At 76.3% G+C, this 22962-nt stretch carries 22 protein-coding genes; 18 read left to right on the top strand and 4 right to left on the bottom strand.

Annotated features, from left to right (window positions below):
* Nucleotides 1–14: 14 nt before the first annotated feature.
* On the bottom strand, nt 15–1760 hold the full coding sequence (locus ACH4SL_RS21695; protein WP_398448743.1) for a hydrogenase maturation protein: 1746 nt from the start codon (nt 1758–1760) through the stop codon (nt 15–17).
* Between the two features lie 289 nt (nt 1761–2049).
* Here ACH4SL_RS21695 and ACH4SL_RS21690 point away from each other — a divergent pair, with 289 nt between their 5' ends.
* The gene (locus tag ACH4SL_RS21690; RefSeq protein WP_398447933.1) at nt 2050–2607 is read left to right on the top strand and encodes an SRPBCC domain-containing protein; all 558 of its coding nucleotides are present in this window, start codon (nt 2050–2052) and stop codon (nt 2605–2607) included.
* A gap of 79 nt (nt 2608–2686) precedes the next feature.
* Complete coding sequence (locus ACH4SL_RS21685; RefSeq protein ID WP_398447931.1) at nt 2687–2992, top strand: hypothetical protein; 306 nt, start codon at nt 2687–2689, stop codon at nt 2990–2992.
* 29 nt (nt 2993–3021) lie between these two features.
* On the opposite strand, the gene ACH4SL_RS21680 is transcribed toward ACH4SL_RS21685, so the two are convergent.
* The gene (locus tag ACH4SL_RS21680) at nt 3022–3912 is read right to left on the bottom strand and encodes a cupin domain-containing protein (RefSeq protein WP_398447929.1); all 891 of its coding nucleotides are present in this window, start codon (nt 3910–3912) and stop codon (nt 3022–3024) included.
* A 425-nt stretch (nt 3913–4337) separates the two neighbouring features.
* On the opposite strand from ACH4SL_RS21680, the gene ACH4SL_RS21675 reads away from it, so the two are divergent.
* A complete protein-coding gene (locus ACH4SL_RS21675; RefSeq protein ID WP_398447927.1) occupies nt 4338–5213 on the top strand; it encodes a hypothetical protein in 876 nt (291 codons plus the stop codon).
* Between the two features lie 73 nt (nt 5214–5286).
* On the top strand, nt 5287–6135 hold the full coding sequence (locus ACH4SL_RS21670; protein WP_398447925.1) for a PhzF family phenazine biosynthesis protein: 849 nt from the start codon (nt 5287–5289) through the stop codon (nt 6133–6135).
* A gap of 25 nt (nt 6136–6160) precedes the next feature.
* On the opposite strand, the gene ACH4SL_RS21665 is transcribed toward ACH4SL_RS21670, so the two are convergent.
* Complete coding sequence (locus tag ACH4SL_RS21665) at nt 6161–7072, bottom strand: SDR family oxidoreductase (protein ID WP_398447923.1); 912 nt, start codon at nt 7070–7072, stop codon at nt 6161–6163.
* Between the two features lie 147 nt (nt 7073–7219).
* Here ACH4SL_RS21665 and ACH4SL_RS21660 point away from each other — a divergent pair, with 147 nt between their 5' ends.
* The 9 genes from ACH4SL_RS21660 to ACH4SL_RS21620 all read left to right on the top strand — a co-directional run bounded on the left by ACH4SL_RS21660 (nt 7220) and on the right by ACH4SL_RS21620 (nt 16398).
* Nucleotides 7220–7807 (top strand): TetR/AcrR family transcriptional regulator, encoded by a 588-nt coding sequence (locus ACH4SL_RS21660; protein WP_398447921.1) that lies wholly within the window; start codon nt 7220–7222, stop codon nt 7805–7807.
* Between the two features lie 87 nt (nt 7808–7894).
* Complete coding sequence (locus ACH4SL_RS21655; RefSeq protein ID WP_398447919.1) at nt 7895–8281, top strand: TraR/DksA family transcriptional regulator; 387 nt, start codon at nt 7895–7897, stop codon at nt 8279–8281.
* Nucleotides 8282–8359: 78 nt separating this feature from the next.
* Nucleotides 8360–9118 (top strand): EI24 domain-containing protein, encoded by a 759-nt coding sequence (locus ACH4SL_RS21650; protein WP_398447917.1) that lies wholly within the window; start codon nt 8360–8362, stop codon nt 9116–9118.
* 223 nt (nt 9119–9341) lie between these two features.
* Nucleotides 9342–11528 (top strand): M4 family metallopeptidase, encoded by a 2187-nt coding sequence (locus ACH4SL_RS21645; protein ID WP_398447915.1) that lies wholly within the window; start codon nt 9342–9344, stop codon nt 11526–11528.
* 254 nt (nt 11529–11782) lie between these two features.
* A complete protein-coding gene (locus ACH4SL_RS21640) occupies nt 11783–14788 on the top strand; it encodes an AAA family ATPase (RefSeq protein ID WP_398447913.1) in 3006 nt (1001 codons plus the stop codon).
* Between the two features lie 6 nt (nt 14789–14794).
* A complete protein-coding gene (locus tag ACH4SL_RS21635) occupies nt 14795–14953 on the top strand; it encodes a hypothetical protein (protein WP_398447910.1) in 159 nt (52 codons plus the stop codon).
* A 333-nt stretch (nt 14954–15286) separates the two neighbouring features.
* Complete coding sequence (locus tag ACH4SL_RS21630; RefSeq protein ID WP_398447908.1) at nt 15287–15532, top strand: toxin-antitoxin system HicB family antitoxin; 246 nt, start codon at nt 15287–15289, stop codon at nt 15530–15532.
* A 1-nt stretch (nt 15533) separates the two neighbouring features.
* On the top strand, nt 15534–15905 hold the full coding sequence (locus tag ACH4SL_RS21625) for a toxin Doc (RefSeq protein ID WP_398447906.1): 372 nt from the start codon (nt 15534–15536) through the stop codon (nt 15903–15905).
* A gap of 22 nt (nt 15906–15927) precedes the next feature.
* Nucleotides 15928–16398 (top strand): hypothetical protein, encoded by a 471-nt coding sequence (locus ACH4SL_RS21620; protein WP_398447904.1) that lies wholly within the window; start codon nt 15928–15930, stop codon nt 16396–16398.
* An 11-nt stretch (nt 16399–16409) separates the two neighbouring features.
* Here the strand turns inward: ACH4SL_RS21620 and ACH4SL_RS21615 are convergent, their stop codons facing one another.
* A complete protein-coding gene (locus ACH4SL_RS21615) occupies nt 16410–16889 on the bottom strand; it encodes a macro domain-containing protein (protein WP_398447902.1) in 480 nt (159 codons plus the stop codon).
* A gap of 209 nt (nt 16890–17098) precedes the next feature.
* On the opposite strand from ACH4SL_RS21615, the gene ACH4SL_RS21610 reads away from it, so the two are divergent.
* The 5 genes from ACH4SL_RS21610 (at nt 17099) to ACH4SL_RS21590 (ending at nt 22942) form a co-directional block, all read left to right on the top strand.
* A complete protein-coding gene (locus tag ACH4SL_RS21610; RefSeq protein WP_398448741.1) occupies nt 17099–17905 on the top strand; it encodes an ABC transporter ATP-binding protein in 807 nt (268 codons plus the stop codon).
* Nucleotides 17902–18915, top strand: coding sequence for an iron-siderophore ABC transporter substrate-binding protein (locus tag ACH4SL_RS21605; protein WP_398447900.1), 1014 nt, complete (start codon nt 17902–17904; stop codon nt 18913–18915). The genes ACH4SL_RS21610 and ACH4SL_RS21605 overlap by 4 nt, the downstream gene beginning before the upstream one ends.
* A gap of 4 nt (nt 18916–18919) precedes the next feature.
* Nucleotides 18920–20986 carry an iron ABC transporter permease gene (locus ACH4SL_RS21600; protein WP_398447898.1) on the top strand — a complete coding sequence of 689 codons (2067 nt, stop codon included), beginning with the start codon at nt 18920–18922 and terminating at the stop codon, nt 20984–20986.
* A gap of 137 nt (nt 20987–21123) precedes the next feature.
* The gene (locus ACH4SL_RS21595) at nt 21124–22116 is read left to right on the top strand and encodes a Dyp-type peroxidase (protein WP_398447896.1); all 993 of its coding nucleotides are present in this window, start codon (nt 21124–21126) and stop codon (nt 22114–22116) included.
* 22 nt (nt 22117–22138) lie between these two features.
* Nucleotides 22139–22942, top strand: coding sequence for a family 1 encapsulin nanocompartment shell protein (locus tag ACH4SL_RS21590; RefSeq protein WP_398448739.1), 804 nt, complete (start codon nt 22139–22141; stop codon nt 22940–22942).
* Nucleotides 22943–22962: the final 20 nt, after the last annotated feature.

Below are 22962 nucleotides of genomic sequence, written 5' to 3'. Positions count from 1 at the left end.
ACGAAACCCGCATGTCAGACATCACTGTTCCGCCGTCCGCCGCCGGTGGTGACATCTGGCTGCGCCATTCCGGGGGCGGCGGCGTCCGGCAGGGGCGGCCGCGGCTGCTTGCGGACGAAGGCCGCGCGCAGCGCGTGGTAGGGCGCGGCCGGGTCGTCGAAGATCCGCCGCATCACCGCCAGCTCCGCCTCCCGGTACGCGGCGAGCGGCCGCACCGCCTCGTCCCGCTCGCGCGCCTCCTTCTTGCGGGCGATCCGCCCCTGCGTGCCGCCGCCCGACGCCAGCCGGCCGGCCTGCCGCGCCACCACGCTCCGGAAGTCCTGCGGGGCCGCAGCGACCACCTGGTCCACCAGCCCGGTGCGCAGCGCCGCCGCCGCGCTCACCGGCTGCGCGCGCTCCGTCAGCCGGCGGGCCGCCGCGGCGCCCACCCGGCGCGGCAGCGAGTACGTCCAGAACTCCGAGCCGTACAGGCCCATCAGCCGGTAGTGCGGGTTGAGCACCACGCCGGTGCGGCACCACACCTCGTCGGCGGCCAGCGCCAGCATCACCCCGCCGGCCGCCGCGTTGCCGCCGAGCGCGGCGACCACCAGCTTGTCGGTCGTGGTGAGCACGGCCTCGACCAGGTCGTCCATCGCCGTGAGATTCGCCCAGGACTCCGCGGCCGGATCGGCGGCGGCCTCGATGACGTTCAGATGGATGCCGTTGCCGAAGAAGTCCCGCCCGCCGCCCAGCACCAGCACCGACGTGGGCCGCGTGCACGCCTGCCGGTAGGCGGCGAGCAGCCGCGCGCAGTGCGCGGTGCTCATCGCGCCGCCGGGGAAGGAGAATTCGAGGAAGCCCGCCCGGCCCTCCTCCCGGTAGCAGATGTCCTTCCACTCCCGCTCCGGCCCGTCCGGCGCCGCGGGCAGCTCCGGCAGGCCCGCGACGCGGTCGCCCAGCGCGACCGCCGCGGGCAGCTTCACCCCGGCCGTACGCCCACCGCGGGCGCGCGGCGCCCGCAGCTCGGGGATCCACACCGCGCCGTCCGCCGTGGCCCGGCACACCGCCCCGGCGCGGGTGGCGAGCAGCTCGCCGGGCGGCCCGGTGAGGGCGCCCTCCGGGTGGCCGCCGTGCAGGTACCAGTCCTCGCCGAGCAGCCGGTCCAGCACACCGGGCCGCGAGTCGGCGGCCCGCAGCCTGCGCAGCACCGCCGCCGTACCGTCGGCGGACCAGTCGATACGCCGCTGCTCCTGGCGCAGGTACGGGCGGGTCACGACCGCGTCGGCCGGCTGCGGCAGCGGCCGGTAGGTGCCGGACCCGAAGCGGACGACGGCCAGCAGCACGGCGTCCAGGGCCGCGTCGGCGACCTCGCCCCGGTAGAGGTCGCTCTTGCCGGCCGCCGGAAGGTCGCAGCCCGCGGTGGCCCACACGTCGCCGCCGTCCATCTCGGCCGTCGCCTGGAGCACCGTCACGCCCCACCGCCGCGCGCCCTCCTGCACCGCCCGGTCCAGCGATGACGGGCCGCGGTCGCCGACCGGGCCCGGGTGCACGATCAGCGTCGGCACCGCCCGCCAGACGTCGTCCGGAATCGCGGTCGTCAGCATCGGCGCGACCAGCAGCTCGGGCCGGTGGGCCCGCACCGCGTCGCGCAGCGCCGCGTCGCGGACCTCCGCCCCGCCGGCGGCGAGCACGAAGGCCGCCTGGTGCCCGCGGTCCTGCAACTCGGCCTGCACCCGCTGCGTGAGGCTGTTGAACGCGCTGGCGACCAGCAGGATGCGCACGGGCACCTCCGGGGGGTACGAGCGGGACGCCCGCGACGCTACGGCCGCGCCGCCGGTGCCCGCGGCGCCCCGCCCGCGCGGTCACACGAATGCCCCCGCCGGGTTCGCCCGGGTGCCGCACTGCCGCGGCCGCGCCCGGTCGGCGCCGTCCCGCCGCCGCTCCGGCGCCGTGGACGGTCCGCGCGGCGCCGGGCAGACCCGGCGCGTGCGGGCAGGGCGCCCGAACCGCCCCGGATCCGGGCGGAGTTGCCCGGCAGGGCGGCCCCGGGCGCCGTGTTACGTTGACGCCATGGACGCAGCAGGCCACGGCAGCGCAGTGCACCCCGCCCAAGCCCCGGGCGGCACGGCGGAACCGGCCCTGCACGGGACGTTCACCGTCGGGCTCGACCTCCCGGTCCCGCGCTCCCGGGTCTTCCAGGCCTTCGCGGACGCGCCGCTGCGGCGGCGCTGGTTCCGGCTGCCGGGCCCGTCGGCCACCGCCGAGCACGAGCTGGACTTCCGGGTCGGCGGCGGCGAGACCGCCCGCAACGTCTTCGTCTCCGGCGGCACCGAGGAGCGCCTCGCCTACCGCTCCCGCTTCCTCGACATCGTCCCGGACGCCCGGATCGTCCACGCCTACAGCACCGAGGTCGACGGCCTGCGGCGCTGGGCCTCGCTGGTCACCGTCGAACTGTCCGACGCCCCCGGCGGATCCCGGCTGACGTGGACCGAGCAGTACACCTACCTCGTGTGGACGGGCGACGGCGCGCAGGACCTCGCGCACCTGCGCGGCGGCACCCGCCTCGTGCTCAACGGCCTCACCGTCGCGGTCACCCCGCCCGCGGCCGGACCGCTCCCGAGAGCCTGAGACCCGCCCGCCGCATGGCCCGCCCCGCGGCCGTCACCGCCCACGGCCTCCGCGTCCGCGCCGCCGCGCGGAGGCGGCCGTGACCGACGCGATTCTCCTGGGGACCGGCGGTTTCCTCTTCGTGGCGCTCGGCCTGCTGGCGGCCTTTCCGCGGCGCGCCGGCGTCGGTTCGCGCGCGGCGTGGGGCGCCGTGGCCTTCGGCGTGAGCCAGCTGTGCCATGCGGCCGGGACGCTCGCCGGGTACGGAGGACCGGCCGGTGTGGTGCTCTCGACGTGCTCGGCCGTCTCCGCCGTCTGCGGGGCGCTGCTGGTGTGGAGGGACCGGGAGGCGAGGGGGCCGGCCCGCCGGAACCGCCGCCGCAAGCTCCCGCCGCTGGGCAGCTGACGCCCCGTCTCGCCGCCGCCCGCGTCCCGTCAGCCGCGTGCCGCCTCCGCCAGCGCGGCGAGCCCCGGCCCGAACACCTCGGAGGCGAAGAAGTCCCGCAGCGCCGGCCCCTGCGCCGGGTCCGACGGCGTGAAGTCTGCCGTCCAGCGCGCCCGGCACACCGCGTCGCCCGGCCCCGGTTCGAGGGTCAGCGCCGCCCGGTAGGCGCGTACGGCGAAGGGCGACTGCGCGAACTCGTAGACGCAGCGGCCCCCGTCGAGCGCGAGCAGCCGCTCCCTGATGGCCTCGCCGGTCTCCGTGACCAGCCGCCGTACATGCCCCGGCGCGCCCGTCGGCAGGCCCGGCTCCGGCTCGGAACGGGCGATCAGCGGATGCCAGGCGGCGATGTCGTCGAAGGCGGCGACCAGCGGCCAGGCCCGCGCGTACGGCACCGGCAGCTCGGCGGCGGCCTCCGCGCACGTCGTGGCCGGCTCCTCCAGGACGAAGTCGTCGAAGTCGAACGCGGGGGAGACCACGCACGACACCAGCACCTCGTCCCGCCCGTAGGGCCGCGCCGCCTGCCAGTGCCCGCCCGGCACCAGCGCCTGCGGCTGCTGCCCCGCCTCCAGGTCCGGCCCCAGCACGATCTGCGTGACGTCCGCGCGGTCGGGAGCCGTGCCCGTGCCCCCCAGCGACAGCAGCAGCGGGCCGCCGCGGTGCCACAGCCACAGCTCGTCGGAACGCACCCGGTGCCAGCGCGACTCCTGCCGCGGCTCCAGCAGGAAGTGGATGCCGCTTGCCAGGCGCCGCCCGCCCGGGTAGCCGTCCGGCCGCACCTCGGCCTGCCCGCCCGCGACCCAGGTCTCGCGATACCAGCCGCCCTCCGGATGCGGCTCCAGCCCCAGCAGCCGCGCGGTCCGCGGCCGTCCGTCCTCCGCCATCGCTGCCCCTTCCCCGCGGGACGCTCCCGCGGATTCGTCATGCCGCTACGCCGTCCGGGTGACACCCCGCCCCCGCGCCGCCTGCCGGCGCCGAGGGCGACGTGCGTCCCGACGTGTCCCCTCCCGGCCGGTGACCGGCCGAAAGGGCGGGGGCGGGGCAGGACCGGCGGGCAACGGGAAGGCGGTGGCCGGCGTGCTGCGGACCGCGTGCGACAGCGGGAGTGTACGCGCGCCGGAGCGGGCGGAAGCCCGACGCGACCCCCGCTCCGCCGCCGCGCCGGTCTGCCCGCGACTCGCCTGCGCCTGCGTCGGCAGGAGGTGTCCGAACCTCCCGGCCGCTGAGCGGAACCGCCGCGGCGGGTCCCACGTCGAACCGGCGCGGCGCCCGGCGGACGGCGCGCCGGACAGCTGACCAGGGGGCGGGCATGCGGGTGAGCGGGGCGTACGGGCGCGGCGCGGCGGCGGCAGCAGCGGCGGTGGCGCTGGCGGCGACGGCGAGCGGCTGCGGTGGCGGCGGCTCCGGGCCGGTCGTGGACGGTACGGCGCCACCGGTCCCGTACGCCGGGCCGCTGCACATCGCCACCCGGGAGGCCACCGGCGACGACCCGGCCGCACTGCTCGCGGCCTCCGGCGCGGCCGGGCGCGCGCTGGAGTGCACGAGCCGGATCTACGCGGGCGGCAGCTCCGGCGCGTGGAGTGAGGGCGACGGGGGCAGCACACCGGAGGAGGGCCTCACGGCGTACTTCGACATGGAGGAGCCGGACGTGCCGCGCACCGGCTACCGGGTGGAGCGCCGCGACGCCGACCGTGTGCTGTTCTCCTACGACGTCGGCCTGCGCACCAAGGTCGCCGTGGTCGTCGCCAAGGACCAGCCGGGGCGACCCGGCTGGGGCCCCGAGACCAGCGCGTCCTGCGACCCGGCCGAACTCCCCGCGAGCTTCACGGACCGGGGCCCGTACCAGATCTGGACCGACGGCCACGGCGCCCGTGTGCCCGTCACCACCCTCAACACCACAGAAGGCCCCGCCCACTGCGGCTGGCAGCAGGCCCGCTTCCTGGAACTCGGCGCGGCCACCGGCAGCCGGGAGTACGCCCGCGACCCGCACGGCGTCCTCCCGCCCGGCAGCCTCGCCGCGCCGTACGACCCGGACGCCGCCCTGCCCGCCGACGCCCGGGACACCGGCTACCACCGGAAGGGCGAGGAGCTGTGGACGACCCCCGACACCTCCCGGGTTTACGTCCGCACCTCCCACGGCGTCGAGGCCTGGCCCGCCGTCACCCCCGGGCACGGCTGCGCCTGACCGCCCGCCGACCTGCCGTTGCTTTGCGGAAACGCCTTTGACCGGGCCGCGCGGCCGTCACTAGCGTGCGCGCATGGAGATCTTGCGGTACGTCGCCTTCGCCACGCGGCCCTCGGGCGGCAACCCTGCCGGGGTGGTCCTCGACGCGACCGGCGCCGACACCGCGGAGATGGTCGCCGTCGCCGCCCGGGTCGGCTACTCCGAGACCGCCTTCGTGGTGCCCCGGCCGGACGGCGAGCTGGACGTCCGCTACTTCAGCCCCAAGGCCGAAGTGCCGTTCTGCGGGCACGCCACGGTCGCCACCGCCGTCGCCTGGGCCGGCCTCCACGGCACGGGCGAGCTCGCCCTGCACACCGCGGCGGGCCTGGTCCGGGTGACGACCCGGGAGGACGCCGACGGCGTGGTGCGGGCCGAACTGGTCAGCGTCGCCCCGCGCGTGGAGCCGCTCGCGCCCGAGGACCTGGCCGGGGTGCTCGCCGCGCTGCGCTGGAGCCCGGCCGACCTCGACCCGGCCCTGCCGCCGCGCCTGGCGTACGGCGGGGCCTGGCACCCGGTCGTCGCCGCCGCGAGCCGGGAGCGGCTGGCGGACCTCGACTACGACATGGCGGCGCTCGGCGATCTGATGGCCCGCCGCGGCTGGACCACCGTCGACCTCGTGTGGCGCGAGTCGGCGCAGGTCTTCCACGCCCGCAACCCCTTCCCGCCCGGCGGTGTCGTCGAGGACCCCGCGACGGGGGCGGCCGCCGCGGCCTTCGGCGGCTATCTGCGCGAACTGGGCCTGCTGGACCTGCCCGCCGCCTTCACCGTCCACCAGGGCGACGACCTCGGCCGGCCCAGCGTCATCACCGTGAAGGTGCCCGCCGAGCCGGGCAGCGGCATCGCCGTCAGCGGCGCCGCCGTCCCCCTCCCCGACCCCGCCTGAGCGGTCCGGCCGCGGCCGGCGGGGATCAGGCGGCCGGCGCGGTGAGGTAGTCGCCGTCCTCGATGTCGGCGAGCAGCCCCGCACGCGTGGGCGTCCAGCCGAGCAGCTCGCGGGTCCGCGCGCCGGAGGCGGGCGCGTCGAGGCCGAAGACGGTCGCCATGAAGGGGTTGCCGAAGTGCACCGCCGCCTCCTGCGGGGCGAGGCCCTTCACGGGCAGCCCGAGCCCGCGCCCGATCGTCCCCGCGATGTCCCGGAAGGCGACCCCGCTCTCGGCCACCCCGTGCAGCACGCTGCCCGCGGGCGCCTGCTCCAGCGCCAGCCGGAAGAGGTCCGCCGCGTCGAGCCGGTGCACCGCGGGCCACCGGTTGGCGCCGTCGCCGACGTACGCCGACACGCCGGTCCTGCGCGCGGTCGCCACGAGCATCCCGACGAAGCCGTGGTCGCCGGGCCCGTGCACGGTGGGCGCGAGCCGCACCACGCTCGCCCGCACCCCCGACGCCGCGAAGCCGAGGCAGGCCTCCTCCCCGGGGATGCGGAACGCGGCGACGGCTCCCGGGTCGGGCCGGTCGGTCTCCAACCCCTCGCGACCCGCGGCCATGACCAGGGTGCCGGAGGTGCTGACGAACGGCTTGCCGGTGCCGGCCAGCGCCTCGCCGAGCGCCTCGATCGCGCCCCGGTCGCGCCGGACCAGATCGTCGGGGTCGGCGAAGTCGCCGCCGAAGGCCATGTGCAGGACGCCGTCCGCGGCGGCGGCGCCGTCGCGCAGGCTGCCGTGGTCCTCCAGCGAGCCGCGCAGCGGCACGGCGCCCAGCGACTCCAGCCGCGCCGCGGCGGCGTCCGAGCGCGCGAGCCCGGTGACCGTGTGGCCGGCCGCGACCAGCCCGGCGACGACAGCGGGTCCGGTCAGCCCGGATCCGCCGGTGACGAAGACATGCATGAAGCACTCGCTCTCAGGTGGCGCCAGTGTGCGGCGCGGTTCTTTGCGCCAGCCACTGACACTACGTAGCGCCAGTCGCTGGCGTCAAGAAACGCCAGACACTGGCGCAAAGAAATGCCGGTCACTGGCATGTGCGATCCTGGGCGGATGCCACGCAGCGGAGCAGAAGCGCGCCGCCGCCTCCAGCAGGCGGCCCTGGAGCTGTACCAGGAACGCGGATTCGACCGGACCACCACGGCCGAGATCGCCGCCCGCGCCGGCCTCAACGAGCGCACCTACTTCCGCCACTTCGCCGACAAGCGCGAAGTCCTCTTCGACGGCCAGGCCGAACTGCGCGACACCCTCGTCCACGAGGTCGCCACCGCCCCCGACGGCCAACCGCTCGAACTGCTGCTGCACGCCTTCCTCAGGGCCAAGCACATCCTGGAGGACAACCGCGACTTCTCCGAGCCGCGCTGCGCGGTCATCGCGGCCACCCCCGCGCTGCGCGAACGGGAGCTGGCCAAGGCCGCGACCCTCACCGAGGCGGTCGCCGGGGCCCTGCGCCGGCGCGGCGTCCCGGACCGGCTCGCCGTCCTCGCCGCCCAGGCCGGCTGGGCCGCCTTCCAGCAGGCCGCCGCGGCGTGGATCGACGACCCGGGGCACACCCTGGACGCCTACCTCCGCCGCGCCTTCGACGACCTGTGCACCCTCTCCGCGGCAGCTCCCCAGGACCGGGACCGCGCCGGGACCTGACCCCGGCCCCGGTCAGGCACCCGCCTCCGTGCCGGTCGGCTCACGGGCCCGCGGAATGCCGGCGGGACCCGCGGCGTTCGCACCGTAATGAGCGATTCGCACGGAAAGGCGGCGCCCGGCGTCGACACCGCCGCCGTCCGCGAGCGGCTGGTCGAGGCGCGGGAGGCCGCGGCCACCCAGATCGACGCGCTCGGCCGGGACATCGAGGCCATCGTGGCCGCGAACGCCCTCACGGCGGTCGACGACGAGCACGACCCCGAGGGGTCGAGCACCGCTTTCGAACGCGCCCACACCGCCGCCCTGCTGGACCAGGCCCGGGAGCGGCTGGCCGCCCTGGACGACGCGCTGGAACGCCTCGGCCAGGGCGCGTACGGCCGCTGCGAGGGCTGCGGGGAGCCGATCGCGCCCGAGCGCCTCGCGATCCTCCCCGCCGCCGCCTTCTGCATCCGGTGCGCGGAGGCCCGCGGCCGCTGAGCGGCGGCGCCGCCCGCGCCGAGACGCCTCCCGCTGCGGCCGCCCGCTCCCGCCCCCGGGGCACGTAGGATCCGCGCCATGGGCGATCTCGCGAGAGGCTTCGCACTGCTCGTGCGCGGGCAGCGCCGGATGCTGCGCCACGGGCGGGAATGGCGCTTCGGGATGCTCCCGGCGCTGATCACCTTCGCCGGGTACGCGGCCGCGCTCGCCGCGCTCGTGATCTGGTCGGACGACCTCGCGAGCTGGGCGACCCCCTTCGCGGGCGGCTGGGCCTCCCCCTGGCGCGGCGTTTTCCGCGACCTGCTCACCGCCGTCCTGATCGGCGGCGGGCTGCTGCTCGCCGTCGTCACCTTCACCGCCGTCACCCTGCTGGTCGGCCAGCCCTTCTACGAGGCCCTCGCCGCCCGGGTCGACGACGCCGAGGGCGGCGCCCCCGAACCACCCCACCGCCCCCTGCTGCACGAGCTGTGGACGGGCCTGCGCGACAGCGTGCGCGTGCTGCTGCGGGTCGCCGCCTTCGCCGTGGTCCTCTTCGGCCTGGGCTTCGTGCCGGTCGCCGGTCAGACCGTGGTGCCGGCGGCCGGCTTCTGCGTGTCCGGCTTCTTCCTCGCGGTGGAGACCGCATCGGTGCCGATGCGCCGCCGCGAGGTGGACCTGCGCGACCAACTGCGCCTGATGCGCGGCCGCCTGACGCTCGTCCTCGGCTTCGGGGTGCCGCTGGTGCTGGCCTTCCTCGTGCCCTTCGCCGCGGTCGTGCTGATGCCCGGCGCGGTCGCGGGCGCGACGCTGCTCACCCGCGAGCTGCTGCCCGCCGAGCCCGCGAAGGACCGCACCTGACGCGTACGCCCGCCCCCGCCGCGTCCGACGGGGGCACATAGGGATACCCCTACGCGTACGCCCAGTGCCTGCCGCCCGCGCCCGGCCGTTCCGCACACTCATGCGTCGGCGCAGGTCCGGCCACGGGATCCGTGGCCGGACCGTCCGCGCCGGATGTCTCCTCGCCGCCCCGCACCCCAGGGGCGTGTCCCCCCATGCACGAGGTGAAAGGAACCCCCGTCCCATGCGCATACGAAGAATCGCGCGGCTCTCCGCCGCCGCGCTGGCCTGCGTGTCCGCCGCGGCGATCGGCCTGCCCGCGGTCGCGTCCGCCGCCCCGGCGGCCCGCCCGGAACCGCTGCCGGCCGGTCACGAGGCCTTCACCGCGGCCCCGTTCACGACCGATCCGTCCGCCGCCGTCCGCAGCCGCGTCACCGATCTCGCGCAGCAGGCGCTCACCGACCACGCGTCCGCCGCGCACCGGGCCGCGGGCGACGCCTTCTCGGCGCGGAACGTGGTGGTCGACCAGGACGGCTCCGCGGACGTCCGCTTCGACCGTACGTACAAGGGCCTGCCCGCGTACGGCGGCGACGTCGTCGTCCACCTGGCGAAGGACGGGACGTACCGGTCGCTCGCCACCGCCGCGCGGACCACGGGGGCGGTCGCCACGACGCCCCGGCTCACCGCCCCGCGTGCCGCCGCGGTGTCCGAGGCGGCCTTCCGCGGCAGCGTCAGCACCGTCTCCGCGCCGCACCTGGCCGTGCAGATGGACGGCGCCGACGCCACCCTGGTCTGGGAGACCGTGGTCAGCGGCGTACGCCCGGACCAGACCCCGAGCCGGCTGCACGTCCTGGTCGACGCGGCCTCCGGCGCCGTGGTCCGCACCAGCGACGAGGTCGACACCTTCGCCGCACCGGGCCGGGCCCCGGCCGCGACGTCCGCCAGCGCGACGTCCGCCGCCAAGGCCCCGGCCGCCGCGGGCCCGAACGTCGCCGTCAACGGCCGGTCGCTCTACAGCGGGCAGGTCTCCGTCGACGTCACCCAGTCCGGCAGCGGCTACGTCATGCAGGACCCCTCGCACGGCAACGGCTACACCACCAACCTCAACCACGCCACCAGCGGCACCGGCAGCGTCTTCACCAGTTCGTCGGGCACCTTCGGCAACGGCTCCACCAGCGACCCCGCCTCGGCGGGCGTGGACGCCCACTACGGCGCCGCCGAGACGTTCGACTACTACAAGAACATCCAGGGCCGCAACGGCATCTTCGGCAACGGCCAGGGCGTCCCGTCCCTCACCCACTACGGCAACTCCTACGTCAACGCCTTCTGGGACGGCAGCGAGATGACGTACGGCGACGGCCAGGGCAACGCCCGCCCGCTGGTCGAACTCGACGTCGCAGGGCACGAGATGAGCCACGGCGTCAGCGGCGCCCTCACCGGCTGGGACGAGACCGGCGAGACCGGCGGCCTCAACGAGGGCACCAGCGACATCTTCGGCACCATGGTGGAGTTCTACGCGAACAACGCGGTGGACACCCCCGACTACACCATGGGCGAGCTCATCAACATCAGCGGCAACGGGCAGCCGCTGCGCTGGATGTACCAGCCCTCCCTCGACGGCAGCTCGCCCGACTGCTACAGCACGTCGAACGGCGGCCTCGACCCGCACTACTCCATGGGCCCGCTCAACCACTGGTTCTTCCTCGCGGCGGTCGGCAGCGGCAACCACGGCTACGGCAACAGCCCCACGTGCAACGGCTCCACCGTCACCGGCATCGGCAACGACAAGGCCGCCAAGATCTGGTACAAGGCCCTCGCCTCCTACGCCAACAGCGCCGAGAACTACCACCAGGCCCGTATCGACTCGCTGAAGGCGGCCGCCGACCTCTACGGCGCCCACTGCGCCGAGTACAACACCATCGCCGCGGCCTGGGCGGCGGTCAGCGTCACCGGCGCCGATCCGGTCCCCGGCACGTGCGGCGGCCAGCCCGGCTCGCCCGCGGTCACCAGCCCCGGCAACCAGACCGGCACCGTCGGCACCGCCGTCTCGCTGCAGATCCACGCGACCGACCCGGGCGGCTCCGCACTGACGTACAGCGCCACCGGCCTGCCCGCCGGGCTGTCGATCAACGCCACCAGCGGCCTGATCTCGGGCACCCCGACCACCGCGGTGACCTCGTCCGTGACCGTCACGGCGACCAACACCGCCGGCGCCGCCGGCTCGGCCGCCTTCACCTGGACGATCAGCGGCGGCGGAACCCCGCCCACCGGCTGCGGCAACCTCCCGGCCTGGGGCGCCACGACCGCCTACGTGCCGGGCGACCAGGTCTCCTACAGCGGCCACAAGTGGCTCTCCCAGTGGTATTCGACCGGAGCCGAGCCCGGCGCCCCGGGCTCCTGGGCGGTCTGGCAGGACCAGGGGGCCTGCTGACGGCCGGGAACGGCACCGGCCGCCGCTGAGGGCGGCGGGCCGCCGGTGCCCCGGGCCGTAGCCGGGGGCACCGGCGACGCGGCCGGGCCGGCGCTCTCCCCACCGCCGGCCCGGCCGACCGCCCGGCCGACCCGCCCGGCCGCTCGCCCGGTTGACCCGCGCGGGCGGCCGCCCTACATTCACGCGGCAAAGGGCTAGACCAATTCCGATCCGCGTCGGGCGCGTGAACGACCCGTGCCCGGAGGGGGCTTGCGATGACCGAGCTGGCGGTTCCGCGGGAGGCCGGGGCGGCCGACGGGCCGACGGGCGGACCGGCCGCGGGCCCGGCCGCCACGCCGCGGACCGGACCGGGACGCGCGCCCGCCCACGGACCGGGGAGGACGCGGCCCGCCGCACCGGCCCCCCGCCACCGCCCGCCCGCGGGCCGCGAGACGCTCGTCGGCACGGTCCTGGCCCACCTCGACGACGGAGACGGCGTGCTGCTGACAGGACCGGCCGGCATCGGCAGGACCACCCTGCTCGACCGGGTCGCCGGCGCGCGGGCGGCCGGCGGCCACCGGGTCCTGCGCTGCTCGCCCTCGCCCGCCGACCGGCACAGCCCCTACCTGGGCCTGATCGACCTGCTGTCCGGTGTCGGCGACGACCTGCTGGTCCGGCTGGAGGCACGCGAACGGGCCCTGCTCGAAGGGGCGCTGCTGCGTGCGCCGCTGCCGCCGGGGGCGGATCTGCGCGGCGGCCGGGACCGGCTGGTGCTGCGGTTCGCGGCCACCAGGGTCCTCGGGTTGCTGCGCGAGGAGGGCCCGCTGCTGCTGGCGGTGGACGACGCGCAGTGGCTGGACGAGCCGACGGCGGACGTCCTGGGCTTCGCCGCCGGGCGCCGTACGGGCGCGGGCCACGAGGTCCTGGTGGCGCTGCGGGACGACGACCCGGGAGCGGTCGGCCCGGGAGCGGCCGGACGGGGAACGGCCGGCCCCGGCGCCGAGGGCCCGGCCGCCGAGGCCCTGTGCCCGCGCCCGGTCCGCGGCGTGGCCGTACCGCCGCTGACCGTGCCCGAGGCCGCCGAACTGCTCGACGCCCACGACCAGCCCGTCTGGCCGCGCCCCCTCGTGGCGCGCCTGCACGCCGCGGGCGGCGGCATCCCGGGGACGGTCCTGGCGCTGAGCCGCGCCCTGGGCGAGCAGGTCCAGGGCGCGGGCGGGGAGTTACCCGACGCCGCCGACCCGCTGCCCGTGCCCGCCGCCCTGCGCCTGCCCGTCCGGACCCGCCTGGACGCGCTGCCGGGGGAGGCCCGGCGGATGCTGCTGGCCGCGAGCCTCGCGGCGAACCCCACCGCCGAGCTGCTGGTACGGGCCGGCTGCGCGGACGCCTCCGCGCACATCGACCTGTGCGTGCGCCGCGGCCTGCTGGAACGCCCCGCGCAGGGCGCGCTGCGGTTCGCCGACCCGCTCGTCGCGGTGGTGCTGCGCGCGGACGCCGGGTACGAGACGCGGGTGGACGCGCACCGCGCCCTGGCCGGAGCCACCGACGACCCGGTCGAACGCGCCCACCACCTGGCGATGCTGACGGTGGGCCCGGACGCCGAGGTCGCCGCGCGGCTCTCCGAGGCCGCCGGCGCCGCGCGGCGCCGGGGCGCACCGGGCACCGCGGCGCGGCTGGGCCGGCTGGCGGCCGAGCGCACACCCGCGGGGCAGGGCGCCGTCGACGCCGACCGCCGCCTGACGGCCGCGGAGGACGCGGTGTCGGCGGGGGATTTCGCGTTCGCGCGGCGGCTGGCCCGCGAGGTGCTGGCCGACGCGCGGGACGCCGCGGTGCGGGTGCGGGCCTGGATCGTCGTCGTCGACTCGTGCGGGCAGGCCCTGGCCGAGGTCGCCGACGTCCTTCCCGAGGCGGTGCGCGACGCGGGGAGCGACCCGGGGCTGCTGGCCCAGCTGCACTACCGGATGAGCTGGCGCGAGTGGATGGTCGGCGGCTCCGCGGCGCGGGCCCACGGCCACGCGGTGCGGGCGGCGGGGCTCGCCGGGCGGGCCGGGGACCGGCGGACCGAGCTGATGGCGCTGACCCAGCAGGCGGCCCTGGAGCTGTTCCTGGGCATGCCGGCCGCCGAGACGACGCTCGGTGCGGCGCTCGCCGCCCCGTACGAGGGCCGGGTGATGGCCGACCACAACGGGCCGGTCTACCTCAAGCACCGCTTCCACGTGGTGCACGACCGGCTGGACGAGGCGCGCGCGGAGCTGCGCGCCCTGGTGTTCACGCAGCGGCAGCGCGGCTCGGCCGAGAGCCTGAGCCAGTGCCTGGGCGCGCTCGCGCAGGTCGAGATCGACCGGGGCCGCTGCCGGCAGGCGCTGGGCGTGGCCCGGCAGAGCCTGCGGGTCGCCGAGCAGGCCGGGCTGAGCCTGGGCCCGGCCTGGTACGCGGTGGCGCTCGCCGAGACCGCGGGGGGCAGCGCGGGCCAGGCGCTCGCCGCCGCCGAGGCGGCCCGGCGGCACAGCGAGGACGACGCCGACCGGCTCTTCCTGCCGCGGGCCCTGCACGCGGAGGGCCGCATCCGGCTGCTGGGCGGGGAGTACGAGGCGGCCGCCGGACTGCTGCGGCGCACCGGCGAGCTGGAGACCGCGCAGGGCCAGCGCGACCCGGCGACCCGGCGGTGGCACGGCGACCTGGCGGAGGCGCTCGCCGGCTGCGGCGCGCTGGAGGAGGCCGAGCGCGTGCTGTCCTGGGCGCGCCCGCAGGCCGAGCGGCTGGGCAGGGCGTGCGTGGTCGCGGTGCTGGACCGGGCCGCCGCGGTGGTGGGCGAGGCCCGGGGCGACCTCCTGCCGGCCGCCGGGCTGCTGGAGGACGCCGTGCGGCGGCTGCGCGCGGCCGGCTACCCGCTGGAGGAGGCCCGCACCGCGCTGGCGCTCGGCCGGGTCCGCCGCGGCCTCGGCGACGAGACCGCCGCCCGGGCCGCCTTCGCCGAGAGCCTGCGGATCTTCACCCGGGCCGGTGCCCGCGGCTGGATCGCGGTGGCCCGCGCAGAACGCGACAGGTCCCGCGCCGCCGCCGTACCGGGGGAGGGCTGCGCCTGGTCCGAGCGCCTGACGTCCACCGAGCGCTGCGTGGTCGCCCGGGTCGCCCAGGGCGCGACCAACCGGGAGATCGCGGCGGGCCTGGTGGTGAGCGTCAAGACGGTGGAGGCGGCGCTCACCCGCGCGTACCGCAAGCTGGGCGCCAGGTCGCGCGTCGAGGTCACGCGCATCGTGATGGCCGGGCAGGCGGGCTGACGGCCGATGGGCGGCGACGCGGGCGGATCCAAGGAGGCGCACGAACTGGAGGTCCCCGACCCCCCCGCGGCGCTGCCCTTCGCGACGGGCACCTCCGACTCGATCGGCCCGCCGGGCCCGGCGTCGGCCGTACCGCGGAACTGGCCGACCGCTTCCGCGATCTGACGGCCCGGCCCGGCGGCCGCCCGCGCTCCGCGGCCGAGTACACCCGCGAGCTCGGCGTGTCGCCGGGCCACCTGCACACCGCCGTCAAACGCACCACGGGGCGGCCCCCCGGCCGATGGATCCGCGACCGCCGGATCTTGGAGGCCAAACGTCTCATCGCCGCGACCGGCCCGTCCCCGGGCGAGTTCCGCCGCGCCCTCGGCGCACCTCCGTCGCCCGACCCCCGACCCAACCCGCCTTCCGCACCGGGTGCTGACGGGACAACAGCACACCGGAACGCCCGGAAGTGCCGTATCCGCACCCCTGCTGTACGTCCTGCTGTACGGTCGAAGCATGTCGAAGCAGGTGACGATCCGGGTCTCCGAGGAGCTCCACGCCCAGCTGAAGCAGCGGGCCGAGACGCAGGGCACCACGGTGACCGCGCTCATCACCGAGGCCGCGTACCACGCCGTCCGCGACCCCCGCCTCGACGGCGCGGCCGACGCCTTCCGCCGGTTCGTCGCGGAGAACGCCGCCGACTTCGACGCGGCCTTCCCCGGCGACGCCCCCGCCGCCACGGACGCCTCGCGGGCGGCGTGAGGTGGAGCTGCACATCGACGTCCGCTGGCTGCTCGAACGCCAGGCGGAGGTCCTGCCCAAGCAGCCCGAGGTCCACGACTTCTCGGGCCTGGCCGCGGCCGTCGCCCGGCACCGCGTGAGCGTTCCGGCGGTCGGCGCCGCCGTCGACGGCGCCTGGCGCGCCGCCGCCCTTCTGCACACCGTCGTCAGGCTCCGCCCGCTGCCGGCCCGCAACGCCCTGTACGGCGCCGCCGTCGCGGTGGCCTACATGAACGCCGCGGGCGAGGCCGTCGCCCCGCCGCGCGGCGCGATGATCGACCTCGCCCGAGACATCGACGCCGGCCGTGCCGACGGGTACGGCACGGCCGACCGGATCCGCTCCTGGCGGGTCTGACCACCCGGAGGGGGAAGCAGGCATGGCCGACGCTGAAGATCCGCAGCAGATGGTGCGGCTGCGCTACCACCTGTACGTCGAGGCGCTCCGCGCCCGGATGCCCCAGGCCCAGTTCGACCTGCTCATGGAGGTCATCCGGTTGTGGGCCGAGCACGGCGGCGGCGCCGCCCGGCTGCACTTCACCACCGAGGAGGAGCGCGACCTGTTCACCCCCGAGGTGCAGCAGGAGATGCTGAACCTCATGGGCCTGCTCGGCGCCATGCAGCCCGGCCACGAGGACCGCGCCGACCACGTCGTCGCCCAACTCGGCGACGGCGAGCACGTCAAGGGCGCGATGTCCCTGGTGCCGCCCGAGGTCGCCGCCGACCCCGAGCGCCTGCGGGCGATGCGCGACCGCATCGACGCACAGCAGCGCCGGCGCAAACTCGACGAGGAGGAGGTCGACGGCATCGCCCGGGCGTCGGGCATGCAGCCGTCGGACGAGGACGGCTGACCGCCAGGCCGTCAGTCGTGGTCGTACACGGTGACGGCCACGCCCGCTCCGGCCAGCCGCTCCGCGACCAGCGGCTCCACCCGCGCCCACGTACCGCCCGCGAGCCCGCAGCCTATGCGGGGCATGTGCACGGAGGCCCCGAGTTCGCGCGCCCGCTCGGCCAGGGTGCCGAGGGCGGTGCCGATCGCCTCGTAGCGCACGGGCACGCCCTTGCTGCCGGTGCGTATCCCGTGCTGGCCGACCATGTTGGCCACCCACACCAGCCGTTGCACCTGGACGATCTGGACGGCCCCCAGCCCGAAGTCGTTCCGGGCCCGCTCCCGGTGCCACCGCCGGTAGGCCGCCTCGGGTTCGGCCCAGCGCCTGGACACCGCCAGCACGAAGCCCTTCCCCCAGCCCCCCAGGCCGTTGCAGACATGGGCGATCACCTTCGGGCCCTTCCCCAGCGGTGTGGTCGCGTCCCCGCGCACGTATGCGATTCCCCCGGTCATGGTCGAAACGCTACTCCTGGCCACTGACAACGGGCCTGCCATTTCCCGCCGCTGCCGGTGTGCGCAGCTCCGGAGGGTGGCAGCCGGGGCATTGCCCCAGGGGTGGTCACTCAGTGGAACTGAGGTTAGGCTAACCTAAGCGCGTGATTGGTGAACGAGACGCTTCCGGCAGGTCATCCGTCGGCGGCCCCGGGCTGGCGGCGTGCGGTGTGACCGTGGCCTACGACGGTGTGGACGTCGTCCACGACGCCGCGCTCACGCTGCGGACCGCCGAGGTGACGGCCCTCGTGGGCCCCAACGGCAGCGGCAAGTCGACGCTCCTGCGCACCCTGGCCCGTCTGCAGCACGCCCGGACCGGCACCCTCTCCCTCGGCGGGGGCGGGGACGCCGGGGTGGACGGCTTCGACCTGACGTCGCGCCAGTTCGCCCGGCGGGTGGCCCTCATGACGCAGGGCCGGCCGACGCCGAGCGGGCTCACCGTCCGCGACGTCGTCGCGTTCGGCCGCTATCCGCACCGCGGGCGGTGGGGCCGCCCCGACCCCGGCGGCACCGCCGCGGTGGACCGCGCCCTCGCCCTCACCGGCGTGGAGCCGTTCGCCGAACGCGGCGTCGAGCACCTCTCGGGCGGCCAGCTCCAGCGGGTCTGGCTCGCGAGCTGCCTCGCCCAGGACACCGGCGTCCTCCTCCTCGACGAACCCACCACCTACCTCGACCTGCGCTACCAGGTCGAACTGCTCGACCTCGTCCGCGACCTCGCCGACGACCACGGCATCGCCGTCGGCGTCGTCCTGCACGACCTCGACCAGGCCGCCGCCGTCGCCGACCGGGTCGCCCTGCTCCACCAGGGCCGGATCGTCCGCGACGGGACACCCGAGGACGTCCTCACCCCCGAGCGGCTGTCCGGCGTCTACGGCATCCGCGTCGACGTCGACACCGACCCCTCCACCGGACGCCTGCGCACCCGCGCGGTCGGCCGCCACCACGCACGCACCGAAGGGCTCCACCGCACGTCATGAAGCACTCCCACGCCACCGCGACCGTCACCGCCGCCCTCGCCGCGGCCGCCCTGGCCCTCACCGGCTGCGGAACCACGCACCCCGCCAAGGACACCGCGCCCGGCAAGGACACCGCCTCCGCCTCCGCCACAGCCTCGACAGGCCCGGTCACCCTCACCGACGCGACGGGCACGAAGGTGACCCTGGACCACCCCGCGACCAGCGTGGTCGCCACCGAGTGGAACGCCGTCGAGGACCTCGTCGCGCTCGGCGTCGCCCCCGTCGGCGTCGCCGACGTGAAGGGCTACCGCGCCTGGGACACCGCCGCCCCGCTCACCGGCACCCCCAAGGACATCGGCATGCGCGGCGAGCCGAGCACGGACACGATCGCGGCCCTGGCCCCCGACCTCATCGTGGCGACCACCGACCTGACCTCGTCCGCGGTGGCGCAGCTGCGCAAGCTCGCCCCCGTCCTCGTCGTCCGGTCCGCCGACGCCTCCGACCAGATAGGCCTGATGACCCGCGACCTCGACCTGATCGCCCAGGCCACCGGGCGGACCCAGCAGGCGGCGGCCGCGGAGTCCGCCTTCGACGCCAAGCTCGCCGCGGGCGCCGCGGCCCTGAAGGCCGCGGGCAAGTCCGGCGCCTCGTACGCCTTCGCCGACGGGTACGTCGTCTCCAACCAGGTTTCGGTGCGTGCGTACACCAGCGGATCCCTCGTCGGCGCCGTCAACGAGCGGCTCGGCCTGAAGAGCCCGTGGAAGCTCAAAGGCGACAAGGACTACGGCCTGGCCACCACCGACGTCGAGGGAGTCACCGGGCTCGGCGACACCCAGTTCGCCTACATCGCCAACGACGTGGACGGCGACGACCCGTTCGCCGACAGCCTCGCCAAGAACGCGGTCTGGACGTCCCAGCCGTTCGTGAAGGCCGGCCACGTCCACCGGCTCCCCGACGGCATCTGGATGTTCGGCGGCCCGCTGTCGATGGGCGCGTACGTCGACGCGGTCGTCGCCGCCCTGACGAAGTGACGCGATGACCGTCACCGAACAACCGGTCACGGCCGCCCCCGGACGCGCGGCCGTGGCCGCCCCGGCGGCCGTGGCGGTCACCGCCCTCGTGGTCCTGATCGCCGCCCTCGCGGCCGTCGACATCACCCAGGGCACCTCCCACGTGGGCGCCGCCGACGTGTGGAGGGCCCTGACCGGGCACGCCCGCCCGGGCGACGCGTCCGTGCTCGTCGCCTCACGGCTGCCGAGAGCGGCCGCCGGCCTCCTGGTCGGCGCCGCCCTCGGCGCCGCGGGCGCGGCCATGCAGGCCGTGAGCCGGAACGTCCTGGCCGCGCCGGACACCCTCGCGGTGAACGCCGGCGCGTACCTCGCGCTCGGAGTGCTCACCGTCACCGGGGTCTCGGTCCCGCTGCTCGCCTCCTCCGGCGTGGCGTTCGCCGGCGCGCTCGCCGCCGCGGCCGTGGTGCTGGGGCTGTCCGGACCCGGCTCCGGGACGGTCCGGCTGGTCCTGGCGGGCAGCGCCCTGGCCCTCGGGCTGGGCTCGGTCACCGACGCGCTGCTGCTGCTCTTCCCCGAGCGGACCAACGGCCTCTACCAGTGGAGCCAGGGCAGCATCGCCCAGAACGGCTTCGGCGGCGTGCTGCAGATGCTGCCGGTCGCCGTGGCCGGCCTCGCCGGGCTGCTGCTGATCGCCCGCCGGATCGACGCGCTGGCACTCGGCGACGACGCCGCGCGCGGGCTCGGCGTGCCCGTGTGGGGCACGCGCGTCACGGCCGTCACGCTCGCGGCCCTGCTGGCGAGCGCGGCCGTCACCCTGGCCGGCCCGATCGGCTTCGTCGGCCTGTGCGCACCGGCGCTCCTGCGCCCCCTGACCCGCCGCCACCGGGGCCTGCTGCGCGCGCGGGCGGCCGTCCCCGTCGCCGGACTCGCCGGCGCCGCCCTCGTCCTCGGCTCGGACGTGGCCCTGCGCCTGACGGTGAGCCCGCAGTCCGCGGCGGCCGTCCCCACCGGGTTCGTGACGAGCGCCGTGGGCGCGGTGTTCCTCGTCGGCATGGCGCTGCGCGCGCGGGAGCCGGGCGCGCCCGCCGCACCGGACCGGCTGCGTATCCCGAGCCGGGCGGCGTTCGTCACCGTGACCGCCGCCCTCACCGCCGCGCTGGCGGGCACCGTCCTCGCGGCCGTCCTGCTCGGCGACACCACGCTGCTGCTCGGCGACGTCCTCAACTACGCCCAGGGCCGCGGCGACCGCGTCGTCACCTTCGTCCTCGACACCCGGCTGCCGAGGGTCCTCGCCGCGCTGCTGGCCGGGGCCGCTCTCGCCCTGTCCGGCACGCTCGTGCAGGCCGTCACCCGCAACCCGCTCGCCGACCCCGGCATCCTCGGCGTCTCCGGCGGAGCCGGCCTGGGCGCCGTGGCCCTGGTCACGACGGTCCCGACCGCGGGCGCGTGGAGCGTGGCGGGCTCGGCCCTCGCCGGCGCCGCCCTCGCCGCCGCGCTCGTCTTCGGGCTGGCCGCGCGCGGCGGATTCCGGCAGAACCGGCTGGTCCTGGTCGGCGTGGGCGTGTCCACGGCGGCAACGGCGGTGATCAGCCTGCTCATCGTCCTGACCGACCCGTTCAACGCGACGAAGGCCCTGACCTGGCTGTCGGGCTCCACCTACGGCCGTACGACGCCGGACGCCCTCCCGGTCGCCGCCGCCCTCGCCGTGGGCCTGGCCGTGGCGGTCACCCGCCGCCGCGACCTGGACCTCGTCAGCCTCGACGACGACACCCCGCGCCTGCTCGGCGTCCGCCTCGCCCCCGCGCGCCTGGCCTTCCTGGCCACGAGCGTGCTGCTGGCCGCCACCGCCGTCGCCGCCGCGGGCACGATCGGCTTCGTCGGCCTGGTCGCCCCGCACGCCGCCCGCGCCCTGACCGGCCGCAGCCACGCCCGCGTCATCCCGACCGCGGTACTGCTGGGCGCCACGCTGGTCTGCGCCGCCGACCTGGCCGGCCGCACGGTGATCGCCCCGGCCCAGCTCGGCGCGGGCCTGATGACGGCGGTGATCGGCGCGCCCTACTTCCTCTACCTCCTGGTCCGCACGAGGAGGTGACCGGCCGACCCGGCGGTAGACACGCTCCGGCGCCCGGCGAAGGAGACCGGCGGATGTTAGCCTTTTCCCGGCTTGCGGCGATATGTCGGCATTGGTGCCATGGGAGCAGTGGCGGAAACAGACGAGGGGCGAATTCCGTGGCCGAACCGCAGACCGTCCTCGCGCCGCCGGCCAAAGCCGCGGTCTTCCTCGTGTGCACCATCGCGCCGGGCGGTGAGGCCGTCGTCCGCGAGCTGCTCCAGGACCTGTCCGGACTGAAGCGGTCGGTGGGCTTCCGGTCCCCGGGCGGCGGGCTCACCTGCGTGGCCGGTATCGGCTCCGTCGCGTGGGACCGCCTCTTCGACGGACCGCGCCCGCGCGACCTGCACCCGTTCGTACCGCTGGCGGGAGCCCGCCACTTCGCCCCCGCCACCCCCGGCGACCTGCTCTTCCACGTACGGGCCCGCCGTATGGACCTGTGCTTCGAACTGGCCAGGCTGATCGGCGAAGGGCTGCGCGGAGCGGCCGCCGTCGTCGACGAGGTCCACGGCTTCAAGTCCTTCGACGAGCGTGACCTGCTCGGATTCGTCGACGGCACGGAGAACCCGGAAGGCGCACTCGCGGCCGACTCGGTGTACATCGGCGACGAGGACGCGGAATTCGCGGGCGGCAGCTACGTCATTGTGCAGAAATACCTGCACGACCTCGCCGCCTGGAATTCCCTGCCGGTCGAGGAGCAGGAGAGGATCATCGGCCGGACCAAACTGGACAACAGGGAACTGCCCGACGACGTCAAGCCGCCCGACTCCCACGTCGCCCGCAACACCGTCACCGGCGCGGACGGCGAGGAGCAGAAGATCGTCCGGGACAACATGCCGTTCGGCCGTATCGGGGACGGGGAGTTCGGCACCTACTTCATCGGCTACGCGCGCACCCCCGACGTGACCGAGCACATGCTGCGCAACATGTTCCTCGGCGACCTTCCCCGCACCCGCGACCTCCACGACCGGATCCTCGACTTCTCCACGGCGGTCACCGGCTCCCTCTTCTACGTGCCGACCGCGGACTTCCTCGACGATCCGCCTTCCCCGCCCGCGCGGGCCACCGGAACCGAAAGCTCCCTGGGCATCGGGAGCCTCAAAGGAGCGTGATCACATGTCCACGTCCGCCGGCATGACCAATCTCCACCGCGACCTCGCCCCGATCACCCCCGCGGCGTGGGCCCAGATCGAGGACGAGGCCGCCCGCACCTTCCGACGCAACCTCGGCGGGCGCCGGGTCGTGGACGTGACCGGCCCCGACGGACCCGCCCTGGCCGCGGTCGGCACCGGCCACCTCACGGCCGTCGACGCCCCCGCGCCGGGTGTGAGGGCGCGAGTGCGCCAGGCGCAGCCCCTGGTCGAGCTGCGCGTCCCCTTCACGGTCACCCGCGACGCGGTGGACGACGTCGCACGCGGCGCGCAGGACTCCGACTGGCAACCGGTCAAGGACGGCGCGCGCGCCATGGCACTGGCCGAGGACGGAGCGGTCTTCGACGGATACGCCGCCGCGGGCATCGACGGACTGCGCCGCCGCACCTCACACCCCGTCGCCACCCTCCCGGCCGAACCGCGCGCCTACCCCGACGCCGTGAGCCAGGCCCTCACGACCCTGCACCTGGCCGGAGTCGAAGGCCCCTACGCCCTGGTCCTGGGCGCCGACGCCTACACCGCGGTGAGCGAGACCTCCGACCACGGCCACCCCATCGCCCGGCACCTCGGCCGCCTGCTGGACGAGCCGCCCGTCTGGGCCCCCGCGATCGAGGGCGCCTTCCTGCTCTCCACCCGCGGCGGCGACTTCGAACTGCGCCTGGGAGAGGACCTCGCGATCGGCTACACCGGGCACGACGCCCACGAGATCGAACTGTACTTCCGCCAGACGCTGACCTTCCTGGTCCACACCACCGAGGCCGTCGTGGCCCTCGCCGCGCAGACGTAGGGCGTCTGCGGGCAATTCCG

Source organism: Streptomyces sp. NPDC021020 (assembly GCF_044333285.1).
Taxonomy (GTDB): Bacteria; Actinomycetota; Actinomycetes; order Streptomycetales; family Streptomycetaceae; genus Actinacidiphila.
This window is presented reverse-complemented; position numbering and strand designations above follow the sequence as displayed.